The sequence below is a fragment of the Methylobacterium sp. 285MFTsu5.1 genome, from assembly GCF_000383455.1.
In the GTDB taxonomy this organism is placed as follows: domain Bacteria; phylum Pseudomonadota; class Alphaproteobacteria; order Rhizobiales; family Beijerinckiaceae; genus Methylobacterium.
Window position 1 is genome coordinate 112,186 of sequence record NZ_KB911284.1, and the last position, 18,083, is coordinate 130,268.

An 18,083-nucleotide genomic window follows, 5' to 3' on the forward strand; every position below is an offset into this window, starting at 1 on the left:
TCCTCACGTGGCTTGCCGCGGGCCGGCGAGGCCGAGCTGGTGGCCCGCCGGATCGGCGATGTTGGCCGCGTAGCTGCCGCCGGGGATCGGGTCGGGTCCCTGGAGGACCGTGCCGCCCGCCGCCCGGACGGTCGCGAGCGCGGCGTCGATGTCGGCGACGTGGATGTACCAGTTCCAGCGGGCCGGCGCGCCGGTGGCCGCGCTCGACATCATCGCGCCGGGGCGCAGGTCGCCCCGCCCGATGAAGGCGTACTCGCCCAAGTCGCCCATCGGCATGGCACCGAGCTTCTCCCAGCCGAACAGCGCCCCGTAGAAGGCGAGGGCCGCCGCGGGATCGGGGGTGGCGAGCTCGATCCAGACGCCGTGGCCGCGCGTCCGCTCCGTCTCGAGCGGCACCGGCCCGAAGGCCCGGCTCGCGCCGGGACGGGCCGGATCCATCGCGGCGAAGACCACGCCCTGCGGGTCGCTCACCATGGCGAAGCGGCCGACATGGGGGATGTCGACGGGCCCGAACCGGACCGCGCCGCCGAGATCGACCGCGCGGGAAGCCAGGGCGTCGACGTCCGAGGTCGCGAGGTAGACCGCCCAGCCGGGGACGCCGGGGGCCTCGGGCATCGGCCGCCGGATCCCGGCCACGGGCGCCCCGTCGGCCTCCGCGATCCGGTAGCCGCCGTGCTCGGGCATCGGCGACGGCGCGACGCGCCAGCCGGCGACCGCCTCGTAGAAGGCCTGCGCGGCGTCCGGGTCGGACGCGTTCAGCTCGAACCAGATGGGTGTCCCCTCGGCGGGTGGCATCGGGCGCTCCTCCGTGACAATCGGCTCTGCGGCCGCTGCGCGGCGCCCCCTCCGGCCCCGCTTTGCCCAGGCTCGCATTCTCGGTTACACAAAGCAACCATGAAGTCAGAAAAAATAACTGATTTAGCATCCCGGCCTCGCGAGCGCCTGTACGACGACGCCTGCGGCACGGCCCTCGCGCTGGAGTTCATCGGCGAGCGCTGGTCGCTGCTGATCATGCGCGAGCTGGTCTACGGCCCCCGGCGGTTCAGCGAGATCCGGGCGAACCTCCCGGGGATCAGCGCGAACGTGCTGACGCAGCGGCTAGAGAGCCTGGGGGCGGCGGGCATCGCCCTGCGGTACCGGCTGCCGTCGCCGGCCAACGTGCAGGTCTACGATCTCACCGACTGGGGCCGCGAGGCCGCGCCCCTGATGCGCGACCTGGGCCGCTGGGCCGCCCGCTCGCCGCGGCACGATCCGAGCCTGTTCATGTCGGGGGCGTCGGCCATGATGTCGCTCGAGGCCCTGGTCGACCGCGGGCGGGCGGCGGCGCTGTCGGCGACGGTCGCTTTCCACTTCCCCGGCGAGGACTTCGTCGCGACGGTGACCGGCGACGGGATCCGCGTGCGGCGGGGCGTCGCCGAGGCGCCCGACCTCGCCTTCACCGGCGACACGATGGCGATGCGCCGCACGGTCTACGGCAAGGCGCCGCTGGACCGGGACGGCGCCGGCGGGACGCTCGCCGTCGCGGGCCCCGCCGACCTGGCGCGGTCCTTCATCGACCTCTTCACCCTGCCGGCCAAGGCGGGCTGAGGTGCCCGTCCCGCGGCTCGCAGGGGGAGGGCGCGCCGCCCGCGAGCGCGCCGACAACGCCGGCGAGCACGTCGAGGCCGATCGCGACGTCGGCCGGGTCGACGGTCCCCGCCGCCCCCCAGCCGACGCCGCCCCGACAGCGGATCAGCGCGAGGCCGATCGGTCCGAGCAGGGCCATGTGGGACGCGTCGGTGGTCACGCCCTGCGCCAGCCGCACGGCGCGGTGTCCCGCGGCCGCGACGGCCTCCTCGAACAGGCGGACCAGACCGGGATCGCACCGGGTGGCATCGGGATCGACGCTGCGCTCGACGGTGATCCCCAGCCGGCGCCGCGCCGCGACCGCCTCGAGCGCCGCGGCGAGTTCCGCCACGGCCGCGCGCCGCGCGCCGTCGTCGGCGGAATCGACGCGGACGCCCAGTGTCGCCGACCCCGCGACCACGAAGGTCGGCACCGGCGCGACGTCGAGGCGCATGACCGTGACGGTGACCCCCTCCCGCGCCAGGCCGACGCGCTCGGCGGCGAGGACGCATTCGGCCGCCGCGGCGAGGGCGTCCCGCCGGCCCGGCATCGGGTTCGCCGCCGCGTCGACGGCGGCGCCTGTCAGCGTGACCCGGAGCATCGTCGATTCCGACAGGGCCTGCACGATCCCGACCGGCGCTCCCGATCGCTCCAGCACGGGGCCGGCCTCGGCGGCGACCTCGAGATAGGCCAGGATCGCGTCCGAGGCCCGGCGCGCGCTCGCGAGGCGCGCCGGGTCGAGCCCGTGCGCCTCCAGGGCGCGACGCAGGGTGACGCCGTAGGCGTCGTCCCAGTCCAGCGCGTCCGGGGCGAGCCGCCCGACCACAGCCCGGCTGCCGAGCTGCCGGGGACCGAACCGGCCGGCCGCGTCCGCGACGAAGGCGACGACCTCGACCGCGTGGCGCGGCGGCGGTCCGTGCCGGATCATGCGCTCGACGGCGGCGATGCCGATCAGCACGCCGAGCGTCCCGTCGTAGCGGCCGGCATCCTCGCGCGTGTCGACGTGGCCCCCGACGACGACGGCCGGGCCGCCCGGGACCGCGCCTTCGATCCGGCCGACGAGGTTGCCGGCGGGATCGCGCCGGGCCGACAGGCCGGCCTCCGCCATCCAGCCGATGACGAGCGCCTCGGCCTCGGCCTGCTGCGGGCTGAAGACGCGCCGCGTCAGGGTCCACGGGTAGGCGCTGATCCCGGCGAGCCGGTCGACGCGCGCCAGGACGATCCCGGCGGCGCTCTCGGGCGCCGCCGTCACGGCGCCCTCGGCGTCACCGCGATCCCGGCCCCCCAGTAGCGGTTGGCGATCAGCTGCTGATTCCGGATGAGACCGATCGCCGTCCTGGCATCGCCGCCCGCGAACGTGCCGACCGCCGCCCCGCAGAGCGTCAGGTACATCCGCTGGTGCACCACGGACTCGAAATAGGCCCTGGGCGGCGGGGCGAGGTCGAGGCCGGCGTCGAGATTCTGCTGGCGCACCCGCGCGGCGGCCTCCGCCACGGCCGCCTGCACCGTCTCCATCATCGCGCGCTGCGCGGCGTCCAGGATCTCGGACGCCTTGCGCTCTTCGGGCGTCAGAACAGGGCAGGCGACAGCCATCGCGACCTCCGTGTCGATCGCCGGTGAGGCTGACCGGCCGGCCGCGCGGCAATATGGCCGGCGCGTATCAATTCGTTACGGCGCGCCGGACCCGTCACGAACCGTCACTTGCGCAGCGGCACGCCCTTCGTGGTGAAGCGCTGGCCGCCGCCCGTGTAGCGGGGTCGCGGCTGGCCCCCCGTCCGGCCCGCACCGGCGCCGGTCCCCGGCGGCTGCGAGAACGGCACCAGCTGGTCCGGCCGCGGCCCGATGAGGTCGGCGCGGCCCATCTCCCGCAGCGCCTCGCGCAGCAGCGGCCAGTTCTCGGGGTCGTGGTAGCGCAGGAACGCCTTGTGCAGCCGGCGCTGGCGCAGCCCCTTGATCGCCTCGACCGACTCGCTGCCGCCACGTTTCACGCCCCGCAGCGTGTTGATCTCGGTGTGGTACATCGCGGTTGCCGTCGCCATCGGCGAGGGCAGGAACGTCTGGACCTGGTCGGCGCGGTAGTTGTTCTTCTTGAGCCAGAGCGCGAGGTGCATCATGTCCTCGTCGGTCGTGCCCGGATGCGCCGCGATGAAGTACGGGATCAGGTAGTACTTCTTGCCCGCCTCCTTGGCGGCGGCGTCGAACATCTCCTTGAACCGGTCGTAGGTGCCGATCCCTGGCTTCATCATCTTGTCGAGGGGGCCGCGCTCGGTGTGCTCGGGCGCGATCTTCAGGCGCCCGCCGACGTGGTGGGTGACAAGCTCCTTGATGTATTCGGGGCTCTTCACCGCGAGGTCGTAGCGCACGCCCGAGGCGACCATCACCTTCTTGACGCCCTTCACCTCGCGGACCTTGCGGTAGAGCCGGATCAGGTCGTCGTGCGAGGTGTTCAGGTTCGGGCAGACGTCCGGAAAGACGCAGGAGGGCAGCCGGCACGCCGCCTCGATCTTCGGGTCCTTGCAGGCCATCCGGTACATGTTCGCCGTCGGCCCGCCGACATCCGAGATCACGCCCGTGAAGCCCGGGGTCTTGTCGCGGATCCGCTCGATCTCGCGCAGGATCGAGCCCTCCGAGCGGTTCTGGATGACGCGGCCCTCGTGCTCGGTGATCGAGCAGAAGGTGCAGCCGCCGAAGCAGCCGCGCATGATCGTCACCGAGAACTTGATCATGTCCCAGGCGGGAATCTTCGCGTCGCCGTAGGACGGGTGCGGGGCGCGGGCGTAGGGCAGGTCGTAGACCGCGTCCATCTCGTCGCTGGTCAGCGGGATCGGCGGCGGGTTGAGCCACAGGTCGCGGTCGCCGTGGCGCTGGACGAGGGGGCGCGCGTTGCCGGGATTGGCCTCCCGGTGCAGCACGCGCGAGGCGCGGGCGTAGGCCTCCTTGTCGTCCTTGACCTCGTCGTAGGCGGGCAGCCGGATCACGGTCTCGCCGGGCCGGCGGGTGGCGGCCTCGTCCGTCGAGTCGAGGTCGTCGGCGGGCAGCTCGGTGTAGTGGGCGGGCACGCGGCGGAACAGGGCGACGCCCCGGATCGCGTCGAGTTGGTTCGGCGCCTCGCCGGCCGCGAGGCGGTTCGCCACCTCGACCACGGCACGCTCGGCGTTGCCGTAGATCAGCAGGTCCGCCTTGGCGTCCGCCAGGATCGAGCGGCGCACCTTGTCGGACCAGTAATCGTAGTGCGCGATCCGGCGCAGCGACGCCTCGATGCCGCCGAGCACGACCGGGACGTCCTTGAAGGCCTCGCGGCAGCGCTGCGTGTAGACGATGGTGCAGCGGTCCGGGCGCCGGCCGCCCTCGCCGCCGGCCGTGTAGGCGTCGTCGTGGCGCAGCCGCCGGTCCGCCGTGTAGCGGTTCACCATCGAATCGAGGTTGCCGCCGGTGACGCCGAAGAACAGGTTCGGCTTGCCGAGCGCCTTGAACGGCTCCGCCGAGTGCCAGTCGGGCTGGGCGATGATGCCGACCCGGAAGCCCTGCGATTCGAGCAGCCGGCCGATGATGGCCATGCCGAAGCTCGGGTGGTCCACGTAGGCGTCACCGGTCACCAGCACGATGTCGCAGGACTCCCATCCCAGGGCCGCCATCTCGGCTCGGCTCATGGGCAGGAACGGCGCAGCGGGCCCGCGCGGCGACGGCGTTCGGACGGGGGGCGCCAGGGGACGGGCGGTGGACGCTTGGAGTTCCATGGTGTCCCTGCATAGGCCTCCGGGGCCGCGATCTCAACGAATGGCAGGGCGGCGGTGGCCGCGGCCGTGCCGCCCGAGGGCGCCCTGCGCCGATCCGGCGCACCTCGAGACAGGCGATGCGCCGCCGTCGCGGCCGGCCCGGCTCAGCGCGCGATCAGCTCGCGGATGCGGGCGGCCAGGGCCTCCACGGCGAAGGGCTTAGTCAGCACCGCCATGCCGGGCTCGAGACGCCCGTCGCCCGGCAGCGCGGTCTCGGAGAAGCCGGTGATGAACAGCACCTTCAGCTCCGGTCGACCGACCCGGGCGGCATCCGCCATCTGGCGCCCGTTCATGCCGCCGGGCAGGCCGACATCCGTGACGAGCAGGTCGATCCGCGCACCCGATTGCAGCACGCTGAGGCCGCCCGCGCCGTCCGCGGCCTCGATCGCCGTGTAGCCGAGGTCGCTCAGCACGTCCGTCACCAGCATGCGCACCGTCGGCTCGTCGTCCACGATCAGCACGGTCTCGCCCGCCTCGGCCTGCGCCATCAGGCCCCTGGCCGGGTCGGGGCCGTCCGCGTCCGCCTCGCCGAAGTGCCGCGGCAGGTAGATGCACACGTTCGTGCCCTGGCCGACCGTCGAGGTGATCCGGACCTGACCGCCCGACTGCTTGGCGAAGCCGTAGATCATCGACAGGCCGAGGCCGGTGCCCTCGCCCATCGGCTTGGTGGTGAAGAACGGGTCGAAGGCCCGGGCGACGACCTCCGGGGGCATGCCGGTGCCGGTATCGGACACGCACAGCGACAGGTACGGCCCCTCCGGCATGTCCTGGGCGTCGGCCTGCTGCCGGTCGATCCAGCGGTTGTCGGTCTCGATGGTGATCCGGCCGCCCCCGGGCATCGCGTCCCGCGCGTTGATGCAGAGGTTCAGGAGCGCGTTCTCCAGCTGGGACGGGTCCGCGAGCGCGGCCCAGAGCCCGTCTGCCCCGACGTGCCGCACCTCGACGCTCGGCCCGACCGTGCGCTGGATCAGGTCGAGCATCCCGCGGACCAGCCGATCGGCGTCGATCGCCCTGGGCGCCAGCGTCTGGCGGCGCGAGAAGGCGAGCAGGCGGTGGGTCAGCGCCGCGGCCCGCCGGGCGGCGCCCTGGGCGGCGGCGATGTACTTGCCGACATCCTTCGACCGCCCCTGGGCGATGCGGGCCTCGATGAGCTCCAGCGAGCCCGAGATGCCCGCCAGAAGGTTGTTGAAGTCGTGCGCCAGGCCGCCGGTGAGCTGGCCCACCGCCTCCATCTTCTGCGACTGGCGCAGCGCCTCCTCCATGCGCGCCCGCTCCTCCCCGGCCTGCCGCAGACGGTCGGCCGCCGCCCGGAGATCGCGCGTCCGCTCCTCGACGCGGGCCTCCAGCGACGCGTTGAGCTGGCGGATCTCGTCCTGCGTGCGGCGCTGCCGGTAGGCCGCGAAGGCCAGCAGGGCGGTGGCGAACAGGCCGCCGCCGCAGACGAGCCAGATCTCCGGCAGCGCCGAGCCGCGCCGGGGCGAGACGCGCTGCGCGAACGCGACGGTCCAGGTGCGGCCGCCGAGCTCGAGATGCGCCTCGCGGGTGAGGCGCCCCGCCCCGGCGGCGGAGGCCCGCGCGGACCGGTGCAGCAGGTTCGCCTCGCTCGGCGCGCCGTCGTAGATGGCGAAGGCCGCGTCCTCCTCGGCCTCCGCCGCCACGATGCTGTTGAACAGGTCGTCGGCCCGGAAGGCGCCGAACACGAAGCCCAGGAAGCGCCGCCGCCGGTCCTCGAGGTCCGGCGGCACGGCGCCGCCGGCATAGACCGGCATGGCGACGAGGAAGCCCGCCTGCTTGTTCGCGTCGATCTCCTGCACGAGCTGGATCCGCGCCGAGGCGGCCGGCTGGCCGGTGTCGCGGGCCCGCTCGACCATGTCGCGCCGCACCGGGTCCGACATCACGTCGTAGCCGATGGCGGCGAGGTTGCGCGGGTTCGGCGGCTCGGCGAACAGGACCGGGCTGATCATCGGGTTGTCGGTCGGCGGCCGGACCCGGGCATTCTCGACGCCCAGGGCCGCGGCGCGCGCGGCGAACGTCTCCCGCGCGGAGGCGGGCAGGGTCGGCGTGAAGCCGATGCCGAGGAACCCGGGATAGAGGCGCTGCAGTTCGATCCGCTGCACGTAGGCCCGGAACTGGGCCAGCGTGACGGTGGCGCCTTCGGCGGCGAACAGGCCGGCGGCGCCGCGCAGGAGGGCGGTGTAGGTGCGGAACTGGTCCTCGACCGTGCGCAGCTCGATCTCGGTGGCGTGCTCGAAGGTCATGCGGTCGCGCAGCGCCGCCGCCTGCCAGGTGAGGGCCGTGCTCAGCCCGGTCGCGAGGAGGCCGGCGGCCAGGATCGCGGGCGGGATCCAGCGCGCCGCGCCCGCCCCGCGGCGGGCGGCGGGCGCGACAGGACCCTGCGATGCGGTGCGGTGGGACAAGGGGCGAGACCGGACTTCGACTGCGGCCCGTGAAAGCAGGCATGCGCCGGGATGCAAGTCCATGGTGGCGTCACCGGGGCGAGATCCCCGCATCGCGGCGGGCGCTCAGGGCGCGCGGCACGCCATCGCGGCGGTAGCCTCGATCACGCTCAGCGCCCGGCGCCGCACCTCCAGCGCCGCGTCCGGGCTGTCCGACACGGTGGAAGCCTCGCGCCTCAGCGTCGCGTCGCAGGCGCACGAACGGTAGCCCGCCGCGTCGTAGCAGGCGTCGTGGCGCATGCACGCGGCATCGAGGGCGTCGGTCGGCGGCAGCCCCTCGCCGCGCTGACCCGTGCCGCAGTAATTGCCGTGGAACAGCTCCTTGCCGGCGATGACCCGGCCCAGGTCGCCCTTCGGCGGTGCCGGCGCCTCTGCCTGCCCGCTCGGGTTGAGATCGTTGGCCGGCCCGCCCGCCTTCGATCCGGAGGAGCGCAGGGCCTTCGGGATGCCGGAGCGCTCGCCGGGCTCGTTCAGGGCCTCGCCGGCCCGGCCGTTCGGGTCCGAGATGTCCGGGAGCGGCGGGGGCGGTCCCGGGCGAGGCTCGCCCGGCTCGACGGTCGCGGCCGGCAGGTCTCGGACATCCTGCACGTCTTGGACGCTCTGGACGCCTCGCGAGTCTGGAACGCCCTGCGCCCCGGACGCGTGCGGGTAGGCGACGAGCAGAAGCCCGAGCGTGGCGAGGAGAGACGGTCTCACGGATGGCCCCTGATTCAGCGGCCCCTCAACTCGAAGCTCGGCTTCTCCGTTCCGGACTTTCGCCCGCCACGGTCACGGAGCCCTGCGGGGCGGACGCGGGCCGCGGGGCGGCACCGCCCGGGCGGCGCGGCACGCGGCGCAGTGCGCGGGCGCACGGGGGCTCATCCCGCGTGTTGGACCCCGGGGTCGCGGATCCCACATCGAGGCGTAACGCGGCCGGGATGATCCCGGCGACAGACCTGAGCTGGACCTCCGCCATGACCTCTCGTCTTCTGATCGGCGCCGTGATCGGGATCGGCCTGTCCGGGCCCGCCCTGGCGCAGAGCTTCACCGCCCCCGCCGGCATCCCGGCCGTCACCGCCCCCGGCGGCCTCCAGGGCCGCGCGACGCTCGCGGATTCGCGGACGGCGCCGGACGGGCGCGCCGGTATCCTCGACGGCGACGGCAGGCCCCCGTCGGCGGTCGGCACCGTCGATCCGCGCCGCCCGCATCCCGGGCGCTAGGGCGCGCCTCGCCGCACCGCTGGTCAGTCCTGGTCAGGCTCGCCCGGCGCGTCGGGCGTCGCGGTCATCGTCGCGGCGGGCGCGCCGAGGGCGCGCGAGACCGCAGCGGCGCCTCTCCGCACCCGCTCGCCGATCGCGCGCAGCTTCTCGTCGGACAGCCGGTGCGTCGGCCCCGACACCGAGATCCCCGCGATAGCCTCGCCGTGGACGTTGAGGATCGGGGCGGCGACGCAGCGCATCCCGATGCTCCGCTCCTCGTCGTCGATCGCGTAGCCCCGGCGGCGGGTCGCCTCGACGTCGTCGCGCAACTGGTCCAGTGAGCCGATGGTCTTGTCGGTGAACCGCGCGAAGGTCTTTCCCCGGAACAGGCGCTCGGTCCGGGCCGGCGCGTAGGTGCTCAGCAGAGCCTTCCCGATGCCCGACGCGTGCAGCGGCGACAGGGAGCCCGGCGGGAAGAAGGCGCGGATCGTCTCGTGGGTCTCCACCTGGCTGACGAACAGGACGTTGCCGTCCTTCTCGACGCCGAGATTGGAGGTCTCGCCCGTCTCCTGCATCAGCGTCCACATCATCGACCGGCTCCGCTCGACGACGTTGTGGCGGCGCAGGAACGCCGATCCGAGCCGGTAGGCCTCCGCACCGACGTGCCACTCCTGCTTGTCGGCGCTGATCTCGACGAGGCCGCGGCGCTCGAGCGTCGCGAGGACCCGGTGCATGGTCGCCACGGATTGCTCGAGCCTGCCGGCTAGTTCCGAGAGCGTCAGCCCGTCGCCGCCCGCCAGGACGTCGAGGACATCGAGGGCGCGGTCAAGCGCCTGGATGGTCGCCGCCGGCTTGGCGCCTCCGAACCCCTTCGGCCGCCCGCGCCGCCGGTTTCCCGAATCCATGGCGCCCTCGCCCTAGCCCACCCAACCCATCCCTAGGATGGAAAAATTTTTCTCACAACGGAAAAAGGTAAGGCGTTGTCGCGGCGCGCGTTTCCGCGCTCCGACCCCGTATGAAAAAGTTTTTCAAGAAAATATCAATACGGGATCGGCGGTGCTATTGTTCCCGTATTGGAGGAGAGCGCCGCCGATGTTCGCACAGAATCCCGTCTTCATTCCCGGCCCGACCAACATGCCGGAAGTGCTTCGCCGCGCGGCCGACATGCCGACGCTGGATCACCGGTCGCCGCTCTTCGCGCAGATCCTTCATCCGGCGCTCGCCGGCGTGAAGAAGGTCCTGAAGAGCGAGGACGCCGAGGTGTTCATCTTCCCGTCGACGGCTACGGGCGGCTGGGAGACCGCGCTCTCCAACACGCTCAGCGCCGGCGACACGGTGCTGGCGGCGCGCCACGGCATGTTCAGCCACCGCTGGATCGACATGACGCGCCGCCACGGCCTTGATGTCCGGATGATCGAAGCCCCGTGGGGCGAGGGGCTTCCGGCGGATCGCTTCGCCGAGGCCCTCGCGGCCGACAAGGCGCACCGCATCCGGGCCGTGCTCGTCACGCACAACGAGACGGCGACCGGCGTCCGCTCGGACGTCGCCGCCGTGCGCCGCGCGCTGGATGCCAGCAACCACCCGGCTCTGCTGCTGGTCGACGGCGTCAGCTCGATCGCGTCCATGGATTTCCGCATGGACGAGTGGGGCGTCGATGTCGCCGTGACGGGCTCGCAGAAGGGCTTCATGCTGCCCGCGGGCCTCGCCATCGTGGCGTTCTCGCCCAAGGCCATGGCCGCCACGGCGACGGCGACGCTGCCGCGGACCTATTTCGACATCCGCGACATGGCGAAGGGTTACCCGAACGGCGCCTATCCCTACACGCCGGCGGTCGGCCTCCTGAACGGCCTGAAGCTGTCGACGGAACTGCTCCTGGCCGAGGGGCTCGAGACCGTCTTCGCCCGGCACCGCCGCATCGCGGACGGGATCCGCGCCGCCGTCGCCGCCTGGGGCCTGGAACTCTGCGCCGCGCGCCCGGACCTCTACTCGGACACGGTGAGCGCGATCCGCACCCCGGAGGGCTTCGACGCCACGCGGATCGTCACCCACGCGGCGCGCCACTACGACGTCGCCTTCGGGGTGGGCCTCGGCGAGGTCGCCGGGAAGGTCTTCCGCATCGGCCACCTCGGCAGCCTCACGGATGTGATGGCGCTGTCGGGGATCGCAGCCGCCGAGATGGCGATGGTCGATCTCGGCCTGCGCATCGCGCTGGGATCGGGGGTCGCGGCCGCGCAGGCGGTGTACCGCCGCGCCCCGGCCGCCGCCCTGCGCGCCGCCGCCTGAGGGGGCGCGCCATGGAAAGCGCCCTGATCACGCCCACCCTCGACGACGTCCTGGCCGCCCACGAGCGCATCCGGCCCTACATCCACGAGACGCCGGTCCTGACCTCGCGGATCATCGATGAAGCCGCCGGCGCGCAGCTGTTCTTCAAGTGCGAGAACCTGCAGAAGGCCGGCGCCTTCAAGGCGCGGGGCGCCTCGAACGCCGTCTTCAGCCTCACCGAGGCGCAGGCCGCCCGGGGCGTGGCGACCCACTCGTCGGGCAACCACGGCACCTGCCTGTCCTACGCGGCGGGCCGGCGCGGCATCCCCTGCACGGTGGTGATGCCGCGCACCGCGCCCCAGGCGAAGAAGGACGCCGTGCGCGGCTACGGCGGCCGGGTGGTGGAGTGCGAGCCGTCCACCTCATCGCGCGAGGCCGTGTTCGCCGAGGTCGTCGCCGAGACCGGCGCGGAGTTCGTGCATCCCTACAACGATCCCCGCGTCATCGCCGGGCAGGCGACCTGCGCCCGCGAGCTGATCGCGCAGGTCCCGGATCTCGACGCGGTGATCGCCCCGATCGGCGGCGGCGGCATGGTGTCGGGCACCTGCCTGACGCTGGCCGGGCTCGCCCCGCACATCGCCGTCTACGCGGCGGAGCCCGAGCAGGCCGACGACGCCCATCGCAGCCTGAAGGCCGGACGGATCATCGCCGACGACGCGCCGGTGACGGTCGCGGACGGCCTGAAGGTGCCGCTGAAGGACCTCACCTGGCACTTCGTCCGCCACCACGTCGCGGATATCCTGACGGTCTCCGAGGCCGAGATCGTCGCGGCGATGCAGCTGATCTGGAAGCGGCTGAAGATCGTCATGGAGCCGTCCAGCGCCGTCGCCCTGGCGGCAGTGCTGAAGAACCGCCCTTTCTTCGCGAACAAGCGGGTGGGCGTGATCATCACGGGCGGGAACGTCGATCTCGACGCGCTGCCCTGGCAATAACGGGAGGCCCACGATGCACATGAACGCCCGATCCGCCGATCTCGAAGTCGGCTTCGACGTCCCCGCGCTGCCCGGCATGCGCGAGGACGAGATCCAGACGCCCTGCCTGATCGTCGATCTCGACGCGCTGGAAGGCAACATCCGCAAGATGGGCGACTACGCCAAGGCGCACGGGATGCGCCACCGCGCCCACGGCAAGATGCACAAGTCCGTCGACATCCTGAAACTCCAGCAGAGCCTCGGCGGCGCCTGCGGCGTCTGCTGCCAGAAGGTCTCGGAGGCGGAAGTCTTCGCCCGCGCGGGCATCAAGGATATCCTGGTCTCGAACCAGGTGCGCGACCCGGGCAAGATCGACCGTCTGGCGCGGCTGCCGCTGCACGGTGCCCGCATCATCGTCTGCCTCGACGACGTGGCGAACGTCGCCGACCTCTCGGCGGCGGCGCAGCGGCACGGCACGCAACTCGACTGCTTCGTCGAGATCGATTGCGGCGCCGGCCGCTGCGGCGTGCGGACGACCCCCGAGGTGGTGGCGATCGCCCAGGCCGTCGCGGCCGCGCCGAACCTGCGCTTCGCGGGCCTCCAGGCCTACCAGGGCGCCATGCAGCACATCGACGGCTACGAGGAGCGGCGGGCCAAGCTCGACGCGGCCATCGCCCAGGTGCGCGACGCCGTCGCGGCGCTGAACCGGGAGGGCCTCGAGCCGGAGCTCGTCAGCGGCGGCGGCACCGGCAGCTACTATTTCGAGGCGGGATCCGGCGTCTACAACGAGCTGCAATGCGGCAGCTACGCGTTCATGGACGCCGATTACGGGCGTATCCGCGACCGGGACGGAAAGCGCATCGACGCGGGCGAGTGGCAGAACGCCCTGTTCATCCTCACCAGCGTGATGAGCCACGCCAAGGCCGACAAGGCGATCTGCGACGCGGGACTTAAGGTGCAGTCGGTCGATTCGGGCCTGCCCTTCGTCTTCGGCCGCGACGACGTGAAATACATCAAGTGCTCGGACGAGCACGGGGTGATCGAGGATCCCGAGGGCCGGCTGAAGGTCAACGACCGTCTGCGCCTCGTCCCCGGCCACTGCGATCCGACCTGCAACGTCCACGACTGGTATGTCGGCGTCCGCAACGGCCGGGTCGAGACGCTCTGGCCGGTCTCGGCCCGCGGCAAGGCCTACTGACGCACCCTGCACACCGTCCGTCATCGCGAGCGCGGCGCAGCGATCCGGGGACGCGCCTCGACGGGGCCCGCTGCCCTGGGTCGCCTCGCGACGCCCGCGATGACGGGGGCGACATGCCGGCTCACGAATTGAGGACACATCCGCGATGATCATCGTTCCCGAGCACGCGATCGACGGGCTGTTGACCGAGGCGGAGTGCTTTACCGCCGTCGAACAGGTCTTCGCCTCCATGGCGCGGCGGCGAGCCGGCAACTTCCCGGTCGTCCGGGAAGCCATCGGCCACGCCGACGCGCTCTACGGCTTCAAGTCGGGCTTCGACCGGGACAGCCTCGCGCTCGGCCTCAAGGCCGGCGGCTTCTGGCCCGGCAACGCCGCGAAGGGCCTGACCAACCACCAGTCGACGGTGTTCCTGTTCGACGCCGATACCGGCCGCTGCCGGGCCGTCGTCGGAGGGAACCTCCTCACCGCGCTGCGCACGGCCGCGGCCTGCGCCATCTCCGTCCGGCACCTTGCCCGCAAAGATGCGCGGGTGCTGGGCATGATCGGCGCGGGCCACCAGTCGGCGTTCCAGCTGCGCGCCGCGCTGGCGCAGCGGCCGTTCGAGCGGGTCCTCGCGTGGAACCTGCATCCCGGCATGTTCGGCCGGATGGAGGCGGTGGCGCGGGAGCACGGCGTGGCGTTCGAGGCGGTCGACCTCGACCGGCTCGGGTCCGAGGCCGACGTCGTCGTGACGATCACGTCCTCGTTCGCGCCGATCCTGAAGGCCGCGCAGGTCCGGCCGGGCACGCACCTCGCCTGCATGGGGACGGACACGCGCGGCAAGCAGGAGGTGGAGGCCGAACTGCTCGCCGCCGCCACGGTGTGCACCGACGAGGTCGCGCAGTCGGTCAGCATCGGCGAGGCGCAGCACGCTGTCGCGCGGGGGCTCCTCGCCGCGGATTCCATCGTGGAGATCGGGGCGGTGATCAACGGCGATCACCCCGGCCGCGTCTCGGAGTCCGAGATCACCCTGTTCGACGGCACCGGGGTCGGGCTGCAGGACCTCGCGGTCGCCGCGGTGGCGGTCGACCGCGCGGTGGCCAAGGGGCTGGCGACGGAGGTGGATGTCTGACGGTCTCGACCCGAAGGTAATACATCTTTCGTCCGAATGCTGCGGTCGACGCATTCCTCGCCGTCATCACGAGCAAAGCGAAGTGACCCATGGTCGCGCGACCTTTACAGACGTTGCGCGGCTCTGGCTTGCTTCGCTTCGCTCGCAAAGACAGCCGCGCATGGATTGTCAATCGAAGAGATTATAAGAGGGCATTACTCCAGCCTCCAGCTCTGGATGCCAGGATCTTCTCAAATCTCCAGCGGACATCGACGTTCGCCCGATCCTGGAGCCGCGCCGCCGAACCCGATGTCTGGATCCGCGAGCCCCTCTGCGGAGGATGAGTAGGCCGGCCTACGCCTCGTCCCGCACGAGGGCCGCCGCGAGGGCGTTGTGGCGGGCGGTCAGCGCCCCGGCGTCGAGGGTCGTCAGGCGGCCCTCGCGCACCACGATCCGCCCGTTGATGACGCTCCAGGCCACCGTCTGCGGCGCGCAGAAGGTGAGGGCGGCGACGGGGTCGTGCAGCGCCCCCGCCATGCCGAGGCCGCGCAGGTCGAAGGCGACGATGTCGGCCGCCATGCCGGGGGCCAGCGCGCCGATATCGTCCCGGTTCAGCACCTTCGCGCCGCCCAGCGTCGCGATCTCCAGCGCCTCCCGCGCGGTCATGGCCGCCGGCCCGAAGCCGACGCGGGCGAGCAGCATGGCCTGCCGCGCCTCGCCCAGCATGTGCGACCCGTCGTTGGAGGCCGAGCCGTCGACGCCGAGCCCGACCGGCACGCCCGCGCACCGCATCTGCCGGACGGGCGCGATGCCCGAGGCGAGGCGCATGTTGGAGCAGGGACAGTGGGCCACCCCGGTCCCGGTCCGGCCGAACAGCGCGATGCCGGCGCGGTCGAGCTTGACGCAGTGGGCGTGCCACACGTCCGGGCCCGTCCAGCCCAGGTCGGCGGCGTACTCCGCCGGCGTCATCCCGAATTTTTCCAGGCTGTAGCGGACGTCGTCGTCGTTCTCCGCGAGGTGGGTGTGGAGCGAGACGCCGTAGTGCCGGGCCAGCTCGGCGGCATCGCGCATCAGGCCGCGGCTCACCGAGAACGGTGAGCAGGGCGCCACCACGATCCGGCGCATGGCGAAGCGCTCCGGATCGTGCCAGCGCTCGATCAGACGGCGCGTGTCTTCGAGGATCGCCGCCTCGTCCTCGACGACCGAGTCCGGCGGGAGTCCGCCCGCGCTCTCCCCGACGCTCATCGCGCCGCGGGCGGCGTGGAAGCGCATGCCGATCTCCTCGGCACCCTCGATGGAATCGTCGAGCCGGCAACCGTTCGGGTAGATGTAGAGGTGGTCGCTCGACGTGGTGCAGCCCGAGAGGATCAGCTCCGCCATCGCGGTCTGCGTCGAGACGCGGACCATCTCGGGCGTGAGCCGGGCCCAGATCGGGTAGAGCGCCTTCAGCCAGCCGAATAGCTCGGCGTCCTGCGCGGCCGGCACCGCGCGGGTGAGCGTCTGGTACATGTGGTGGTGGGTGTTCACGAGGCCCGGCATCACCGCGTGGCCGCGCAGGTCGAGGACGGTATCGGCCCGCTGCGGCACCTCGGCGGCGGGGCCGACGGCGACGATGCGGTTGTCCTCCACGTAGACCGCGCCGCCGGGGATCTCCCGGCGCTGCGCGTCCATCGTCACCAGGATGTCGGCGTTCGTCAGCAGCAGGGAGGTCATCGCGTCTCTCCGGGTACGCCCTGGAGGTCGCGCCGGACGGGCCGCGACGCCTCCCCACGGCCAGATGCCGCCCTCTGGCAGCAGGAACGCCGTGCCGGGCGCACCGTCTCGGGGCCGTCAGCGGGCCGCAGCATACGGCAGCCGCCACCGGCCACCTTGGCGATTTTTCGCAAACTGCTTCCGAAATCCCGGCATGGCATTCGCGGCCAGCCATGCAAGGTTTGAGAGCCAGCCAAGTCGGCAGCGCATGACCCCGGAGCGGCCGCCGAGAGCCCGCTCCCCCGCCCCCCGGGCGTGCCGCCACGGCCCGCCCTGCGACTGGCCCCACACCCGCTCCTGGCGGCCCGGACCCGGAAGAGGTCCGGCCACCGCTGCCGGGTCCCCGACGACACCATCACGGGACGACGCCTCGACAGGTCCCGGCTGGCGGAGGACACGCCCATGACGTCTCACGACAGGACAACGCGCGAGGTGGACGCGGTCGACGCGATCCCGCCCCTTCCCAAGCTCCTCGCCTACGGCATGCAGCACGTGCTCGTGATGAGCGCGGGGGCTGTCGCGCCGCCGCTCATCCTCGGCGCGGCGATGAACCTGCCGACCGAGACGGTCGCCTACCTGATCAACTGCGACCTGCTGGTGACGGGCATCGCGATCCTGATCCAGTCCCTCGGCCTGGGGATCTTCGGCATCCGCCTGCCGGTCATCATGGGCGTCAGCTTCGCGGCGGTCGGCCCGATGGTGGCGATGGCGCAGGACCCGATGATCGGCCTGCCGGGCATCTTCGGCGCGACCATCGGGGCGGGGGTGTTCGGCCTGCTGCTCCGGCCGTTCTTCTCCAGGCTCGCGAGCTTCTTCCCGCCGCTGGTCACCGGCACGGTCATCCTGATCATCGGCGTCACGCTGCTGCCGGTCGGGATCAACTGGGCGGGCGGCGGCTTCGGGGCCGCCGATTTCGGCGCCCCGGTCCATCTCGGCGTCGCGGCCTTCGTGCTGGCGGTGATCCTGGTGGTCAGCCGCTTCGCCACCGGCTTCGTCGCCAACGTCGCCGTGCTGATCGGCCTCGCCGCGGGCCTGTGCCTCGCCTGGCCGCTCGGCCTGTTCCGCCTCGACGGGCTGGCCGAGCGCCCGCTCATCGCCCTCGTCACGCCGTTCCACTTCGGCTGGCCGACCTTCCACCTGACGGCCGTGGCGGCGATGTGCATCGTCATGATGGTCACGCTGGTCGAGTCGACCGGCATGTTCCTGGCGGTGGGCGACATCGTCGGGCGCCCGGTGGACAAGCGGACCCTGACCCGCGGCCTGATGGCGGACTCGCTCTCGACGCTGATCGCGGGCTGCCTCAACACCTTCCCGCACACCTCGTTCTCCCAGAACGTCGGCCTCGTGAACATGACGCGGGTGCGCAGCCGCTACGTCACGGTCGCGGCGGGCTTCATCATCCTGGGCGTCAGCCTCCTGCCCAAGGTCGCCTTCGCGGTGGCGTCGATCCCGCCGGCCGTGCTCGGCGGCGCCGGCATCGTGATCTTCGGCATGGTCGCGGCGGCGGGCCTCAAGATCGTGGGCGGCGCCGATCTCGGGGATCGCCGGAACCAGATCGTCGTCGCGGTCAGCATCGGCCTGAGCCTGATCCCGATGGCGGCGCCGAAGCTCTTCGCCGCCACGGCGCCGGACTGGGCCGGGCCGATCCTGCACAGCGGGATCACCCTCGGCGCCATCGGGGCGATCGTCCTCAACCTGCTGCTGAACTCGGACCGTCTCGGTGCCGGGGCCGAGCACCGCGTCGCCGACGCGGAGCCCGCCTTCCCGCACGCGGCCGTCCTGGACCGGGCCTGAG

The 18,083-nt window shown here is 72.4% G+C and carries 15 protein-coding genes; 7 read left to right on the forward strand and 8 right to left on the reverse strand.

Annotated features, from left to right (window positions below):
• Nucleotides 1-3 precede the first annotated feature (3 nt).
• Nucleotides 4-795 carry a VOC family protein gene (locus H288_RS0120800; protein ID WP_020094507.1) on the reverse strand — a complete coding sequence of 264 codons (792 nt, stop codon included), beginning with the start codon at nucleotides 793-795 and terminating at the stop codon, nucleotides 4-6.
• 99 nt (nucleotides 796-894) lie between these two features.
• On the opposite strand from H288_RS0120800, the gene H288_RS0120805 reads away from it, so the two are divergent.
• Entirely contained in the window at nucleotides 895-1,587 is a 693-nt protein-coding gene (locus tag H288_RS0120805) for a helix-turn-helix domain-containing protein (protein WP_026605146.1), read from the forward strand.
• Here the strand turns inward: H288_RS0120805 and H288_RS32600 are convergent.
• The 5 genes from H288_RS32600 to H288_RS0120830 form a co-directional block, all read right to left on the reverse strand.
• Nucleotides 1,562-2,857 (reverse strand): hydantoinase/carbamoylase family amidase, encoded by a 1,296-nt coding sequence (locus H288_RS32600; RefSeq protein ID WP_020094509.1) that lies wholly within the window; start codon nucleotides 2,855-2,857, stop codon nucleotides 1,562-1,564. The genes H288_RS0120805 and H288_RS32600 overlap by 26 nt on opposite strands.
• Nucleotides 2,854-3,198 carry a hypothetical protein gene (locus tag H288_RS35135; RefSeq protein ID WP_020094510.1) on the reverse strand — a complete coding sequence of 115 codons (345 nt, stop codon included), beginning with the start codon at nucleotides 3,196-3,198 and terminating at the stop codon, nucleotides 2,854-2,856. Before H288_RS35135 ends, H288_RS32600 begins: the two co-directional genes overlap by 4 nt.
• Before the next feature lie 104 nt (nucleotides 3,199-3,302).
• Entirely contained in the window at nucleotides 3,303-5,342 is a 2,040-nt protein-coding gene (locus tag H288_RS0120820) for a YgiQ family radical SAM protein (protein ID WP_026605147.1), read from the reverse strand.
• A 143-nt stretch (nucleotides 5,343-5,485) separates the two neighbouring features.
• A complete protein-coding gene (locus tag H288_RS0120825) occupies nucleotides 5,486-7,798 on the reverse strand; it encodes a CHASE domain-containing protein (protein ID WP_020094512.1) in 2,313 nt (770 codons plus the stop codon).
• 105 nt (nucleotides 7,799-7,903) lie between these two features.
• Nucleotides 7,904-8,533 (reverse strand): phospholipase A2 family protein, encoded by a 630-nt coding sequence (locus tag H288_RS0120830; protein ID WP_026605148.1) that lies wholly within the window; start codon nucleotides 8,531-8,533, stop codon nucleotides 7,904-7,906.
• Between the two features lie 257 nt (nucleotides 8,534-8,790).
• On the opposite strand from H288_RS0120830, the gene H288_RS0120835 reads away from it, so the two are divergent.
• On the forward strand, nucleotides 8,791-9,036 hold the full coding sequence (locus tag H288_RS0120835; RefSeq protein ID WP_042670232.1) for a hypothetical protein: 246 nt from the start codon (nucleotides 8,791-8,793) through the stop codon (nucleotides 9,034-9,036).
• 23 nt (nucleotides 9,037-9,059) lie between these two features.
• On the opposite strand, the gene bhcR is transcribed toward H288_RS0120835, so the two are convergent.
• Nucleotides 9,060-9,920, reverse strand: coding sequence for an HTH-type transcriptional regulator BhcR (gene bhcR, locus H288_RS0120840; protein WP_020094515.1), 861 nt, complete (start codon nucleotides 9,918-9,920; stop codon nucleotides 9,060-9,062).
• Nucleotides 9,921-10,107: 187 nt separating this feature from the next.
• Between bhcR and bhcA the strand changes: the two genes are divergently transcribed.
• The 4 genes from bhcA (at nucleotide 10,108) to bhcD (ending at nucleotide 14,557) form a co-directional block, all read left to right on the forward strand.
• Nucleotides 10,108-11,298, forward strand: coding sequence for an L-aspartate--glyoxylate aminotransferase BhcA (bhcA, locus tag H288_RS0120845; protein ID WP_020094516.1), 1,191 nt, complete (start codon nucleotides 10,108-10,110; stop codon nucleotides 11,296-11,298).
• An 11-nt stretch (nucleotides 11,299-11,309) separates the two neighbouring features.
• Complete coding sequence (bhcB, locus tag H288_RS0120850) at nucleotides 11,310-12,269, forward strand: beta-hydroxyaspartate dehydratase BhcB (RefSeq protein WP_020094517.1); 960 nt, start codon at nucleotides 11,310-11,312, stop codon at nucleotides 12,267-12,269.
• A gap of 13 nt (nucleotides 12,270-12,282) precedes the next feature.
• Entirely contained in the window at nucleotides 12,283-13,446 is a 1,164-nt protein-coding gene (gene bhcC, locus H288_RS0120855; protein WP_026605150.1) for a 3-hydroxy-D-aspartate aldolase BhcC, read from the forward strand.
• Between the two features lie 145 nt (nucleotides 13,447-13,591).
• The gene (bhcD, locus tag H288_RS0120860) at nucleotides 13,592-14,557 is read left to right on the forward strand and encodes an iminosuccinate reductase BhcD (protein WP_020094519.1); all 966 of its coding nucleotides are present in this window, start codon (nucleotides 13,592-13,594) and stop codon (nucleotides 14,555-14,557) included.
• 333 nt (nucleotides 14,558-14,890) lie between these two features.
• Here bhcD and H288_RS0120865 read toward each other — a convergent pair whose 3' ends face one another.
• Entirely contained in the window at nucleotides 14,891-16,249 is a 1,359-nt protein-coding gene (locus tag H288_RS0120865) for an 8-oxoguanine deaminase (protein ID WP_020094520.1), read from the reverse strand.
• Between the two features lie 441 nt (nucleotides 16,250-16,690).
• On the opposite strand from H288_RS0120865, the gene H288_RS0120870 reads away from it, so the two are divergent.
• Complete coding sequence (locus tag H288_RS0120870) at nucleotides 16,691-18,082, forward strand: nucleobase:cation symporter-2 family protein (protein ID WP_026605151.1); 1,392 nt, start codon at nucleotides 16,691-16,693, stop codon at nucleotides 18,080-18,082.
• Nucleotide 18,083: the final 1 nt, after the last annotated feature.

Excerpts from the sequence above, each read along its gene's own strand:
- H288_RS0120800 (WP_020094507.1), bottom strand. The coding sequence starts at position 795 with ATGCCACCCGCCGAGGGGACACCCATCTGGTTCGAGCTGAACGCGTCC.
- H288_RS0120805 (WP_026605146.1), top strand. The coding sequence starts at position 895 with ATGAAGTCAGAAAAAATAACTGATTTAGCATCCCGGCCTCGCGAGCGC.
- H288_RS35135 (WP_020094510.1), bottom strand. The coding sequence starts at position 3,198 with ATGGCTGTCGCCTGCCCTGTTCTGACGCCCGAAGAGCGCAAGGCGTCC.
- H288_RS0120820 (WP_026605147.1), bottom strand. The coding sequence starts at position 5,342 with ATGGAACTCCAAGCGTCCACCGCCCGTCCCCTGGCGCCCCCCGTCCGA.
- H288_RS0120835 (WP_042670232.1), top strand. The coding sequence starts at position 8,791 with ATGACCTCTCGTCTTCTGATCGGCGCCGTGATCGGGATCGGCCTGTCC.
- bhcR (WP_020094515.1), bottom strand. The coding sequence starts at position 9,920 with ATGGATTCGGGAAACCGGCGGCGCGGGCGGCCGAAGGGGTTCGGAGGC.
- bhcA (WP_020094516.1), top strand. The coding sequence starts at position 10,108 with ATGTTCGCACAGAATCCCGTCTTCATTCCCGGCCCGACCAACATGCCG.
- bhcB (WP_020094517.1), top strand. The coding sequence starts at position 11,310 with ATGGAAAGCGCCCTGATCACGCCCACCCTCGACGACGTCCTGGCCGCC.
- bhcC (WP_026605150.1), top strand. The coding sequence starts at position 12,283 with ATGCACATGAACGCCCGATCCGCCGATCTCGAAGTCGGCTTCGACGTC.
- bhcD (WP_020094519.1), top strand. The coding sequence starts at position 13,592 with ATGATCATCGTTCCCGAGCACGCGATCGACGGGCTGTTGACCGAGGCG.
- H288_RS0120865 (WP_020094520.1), bottom strand. The coding sequence starts at position 16,249 with ATGACCTCCCTGCTGCTGACGAACGCCGACATCCTGGTGACGATGGAC.
- H288_RS0120870 (WP_026605151.1), top strand. The coding sequence starts at position 16,691 with ATGACGTCTCACGACAGGACAACGCGCGAGGTGGACGCGGTCGACGCG.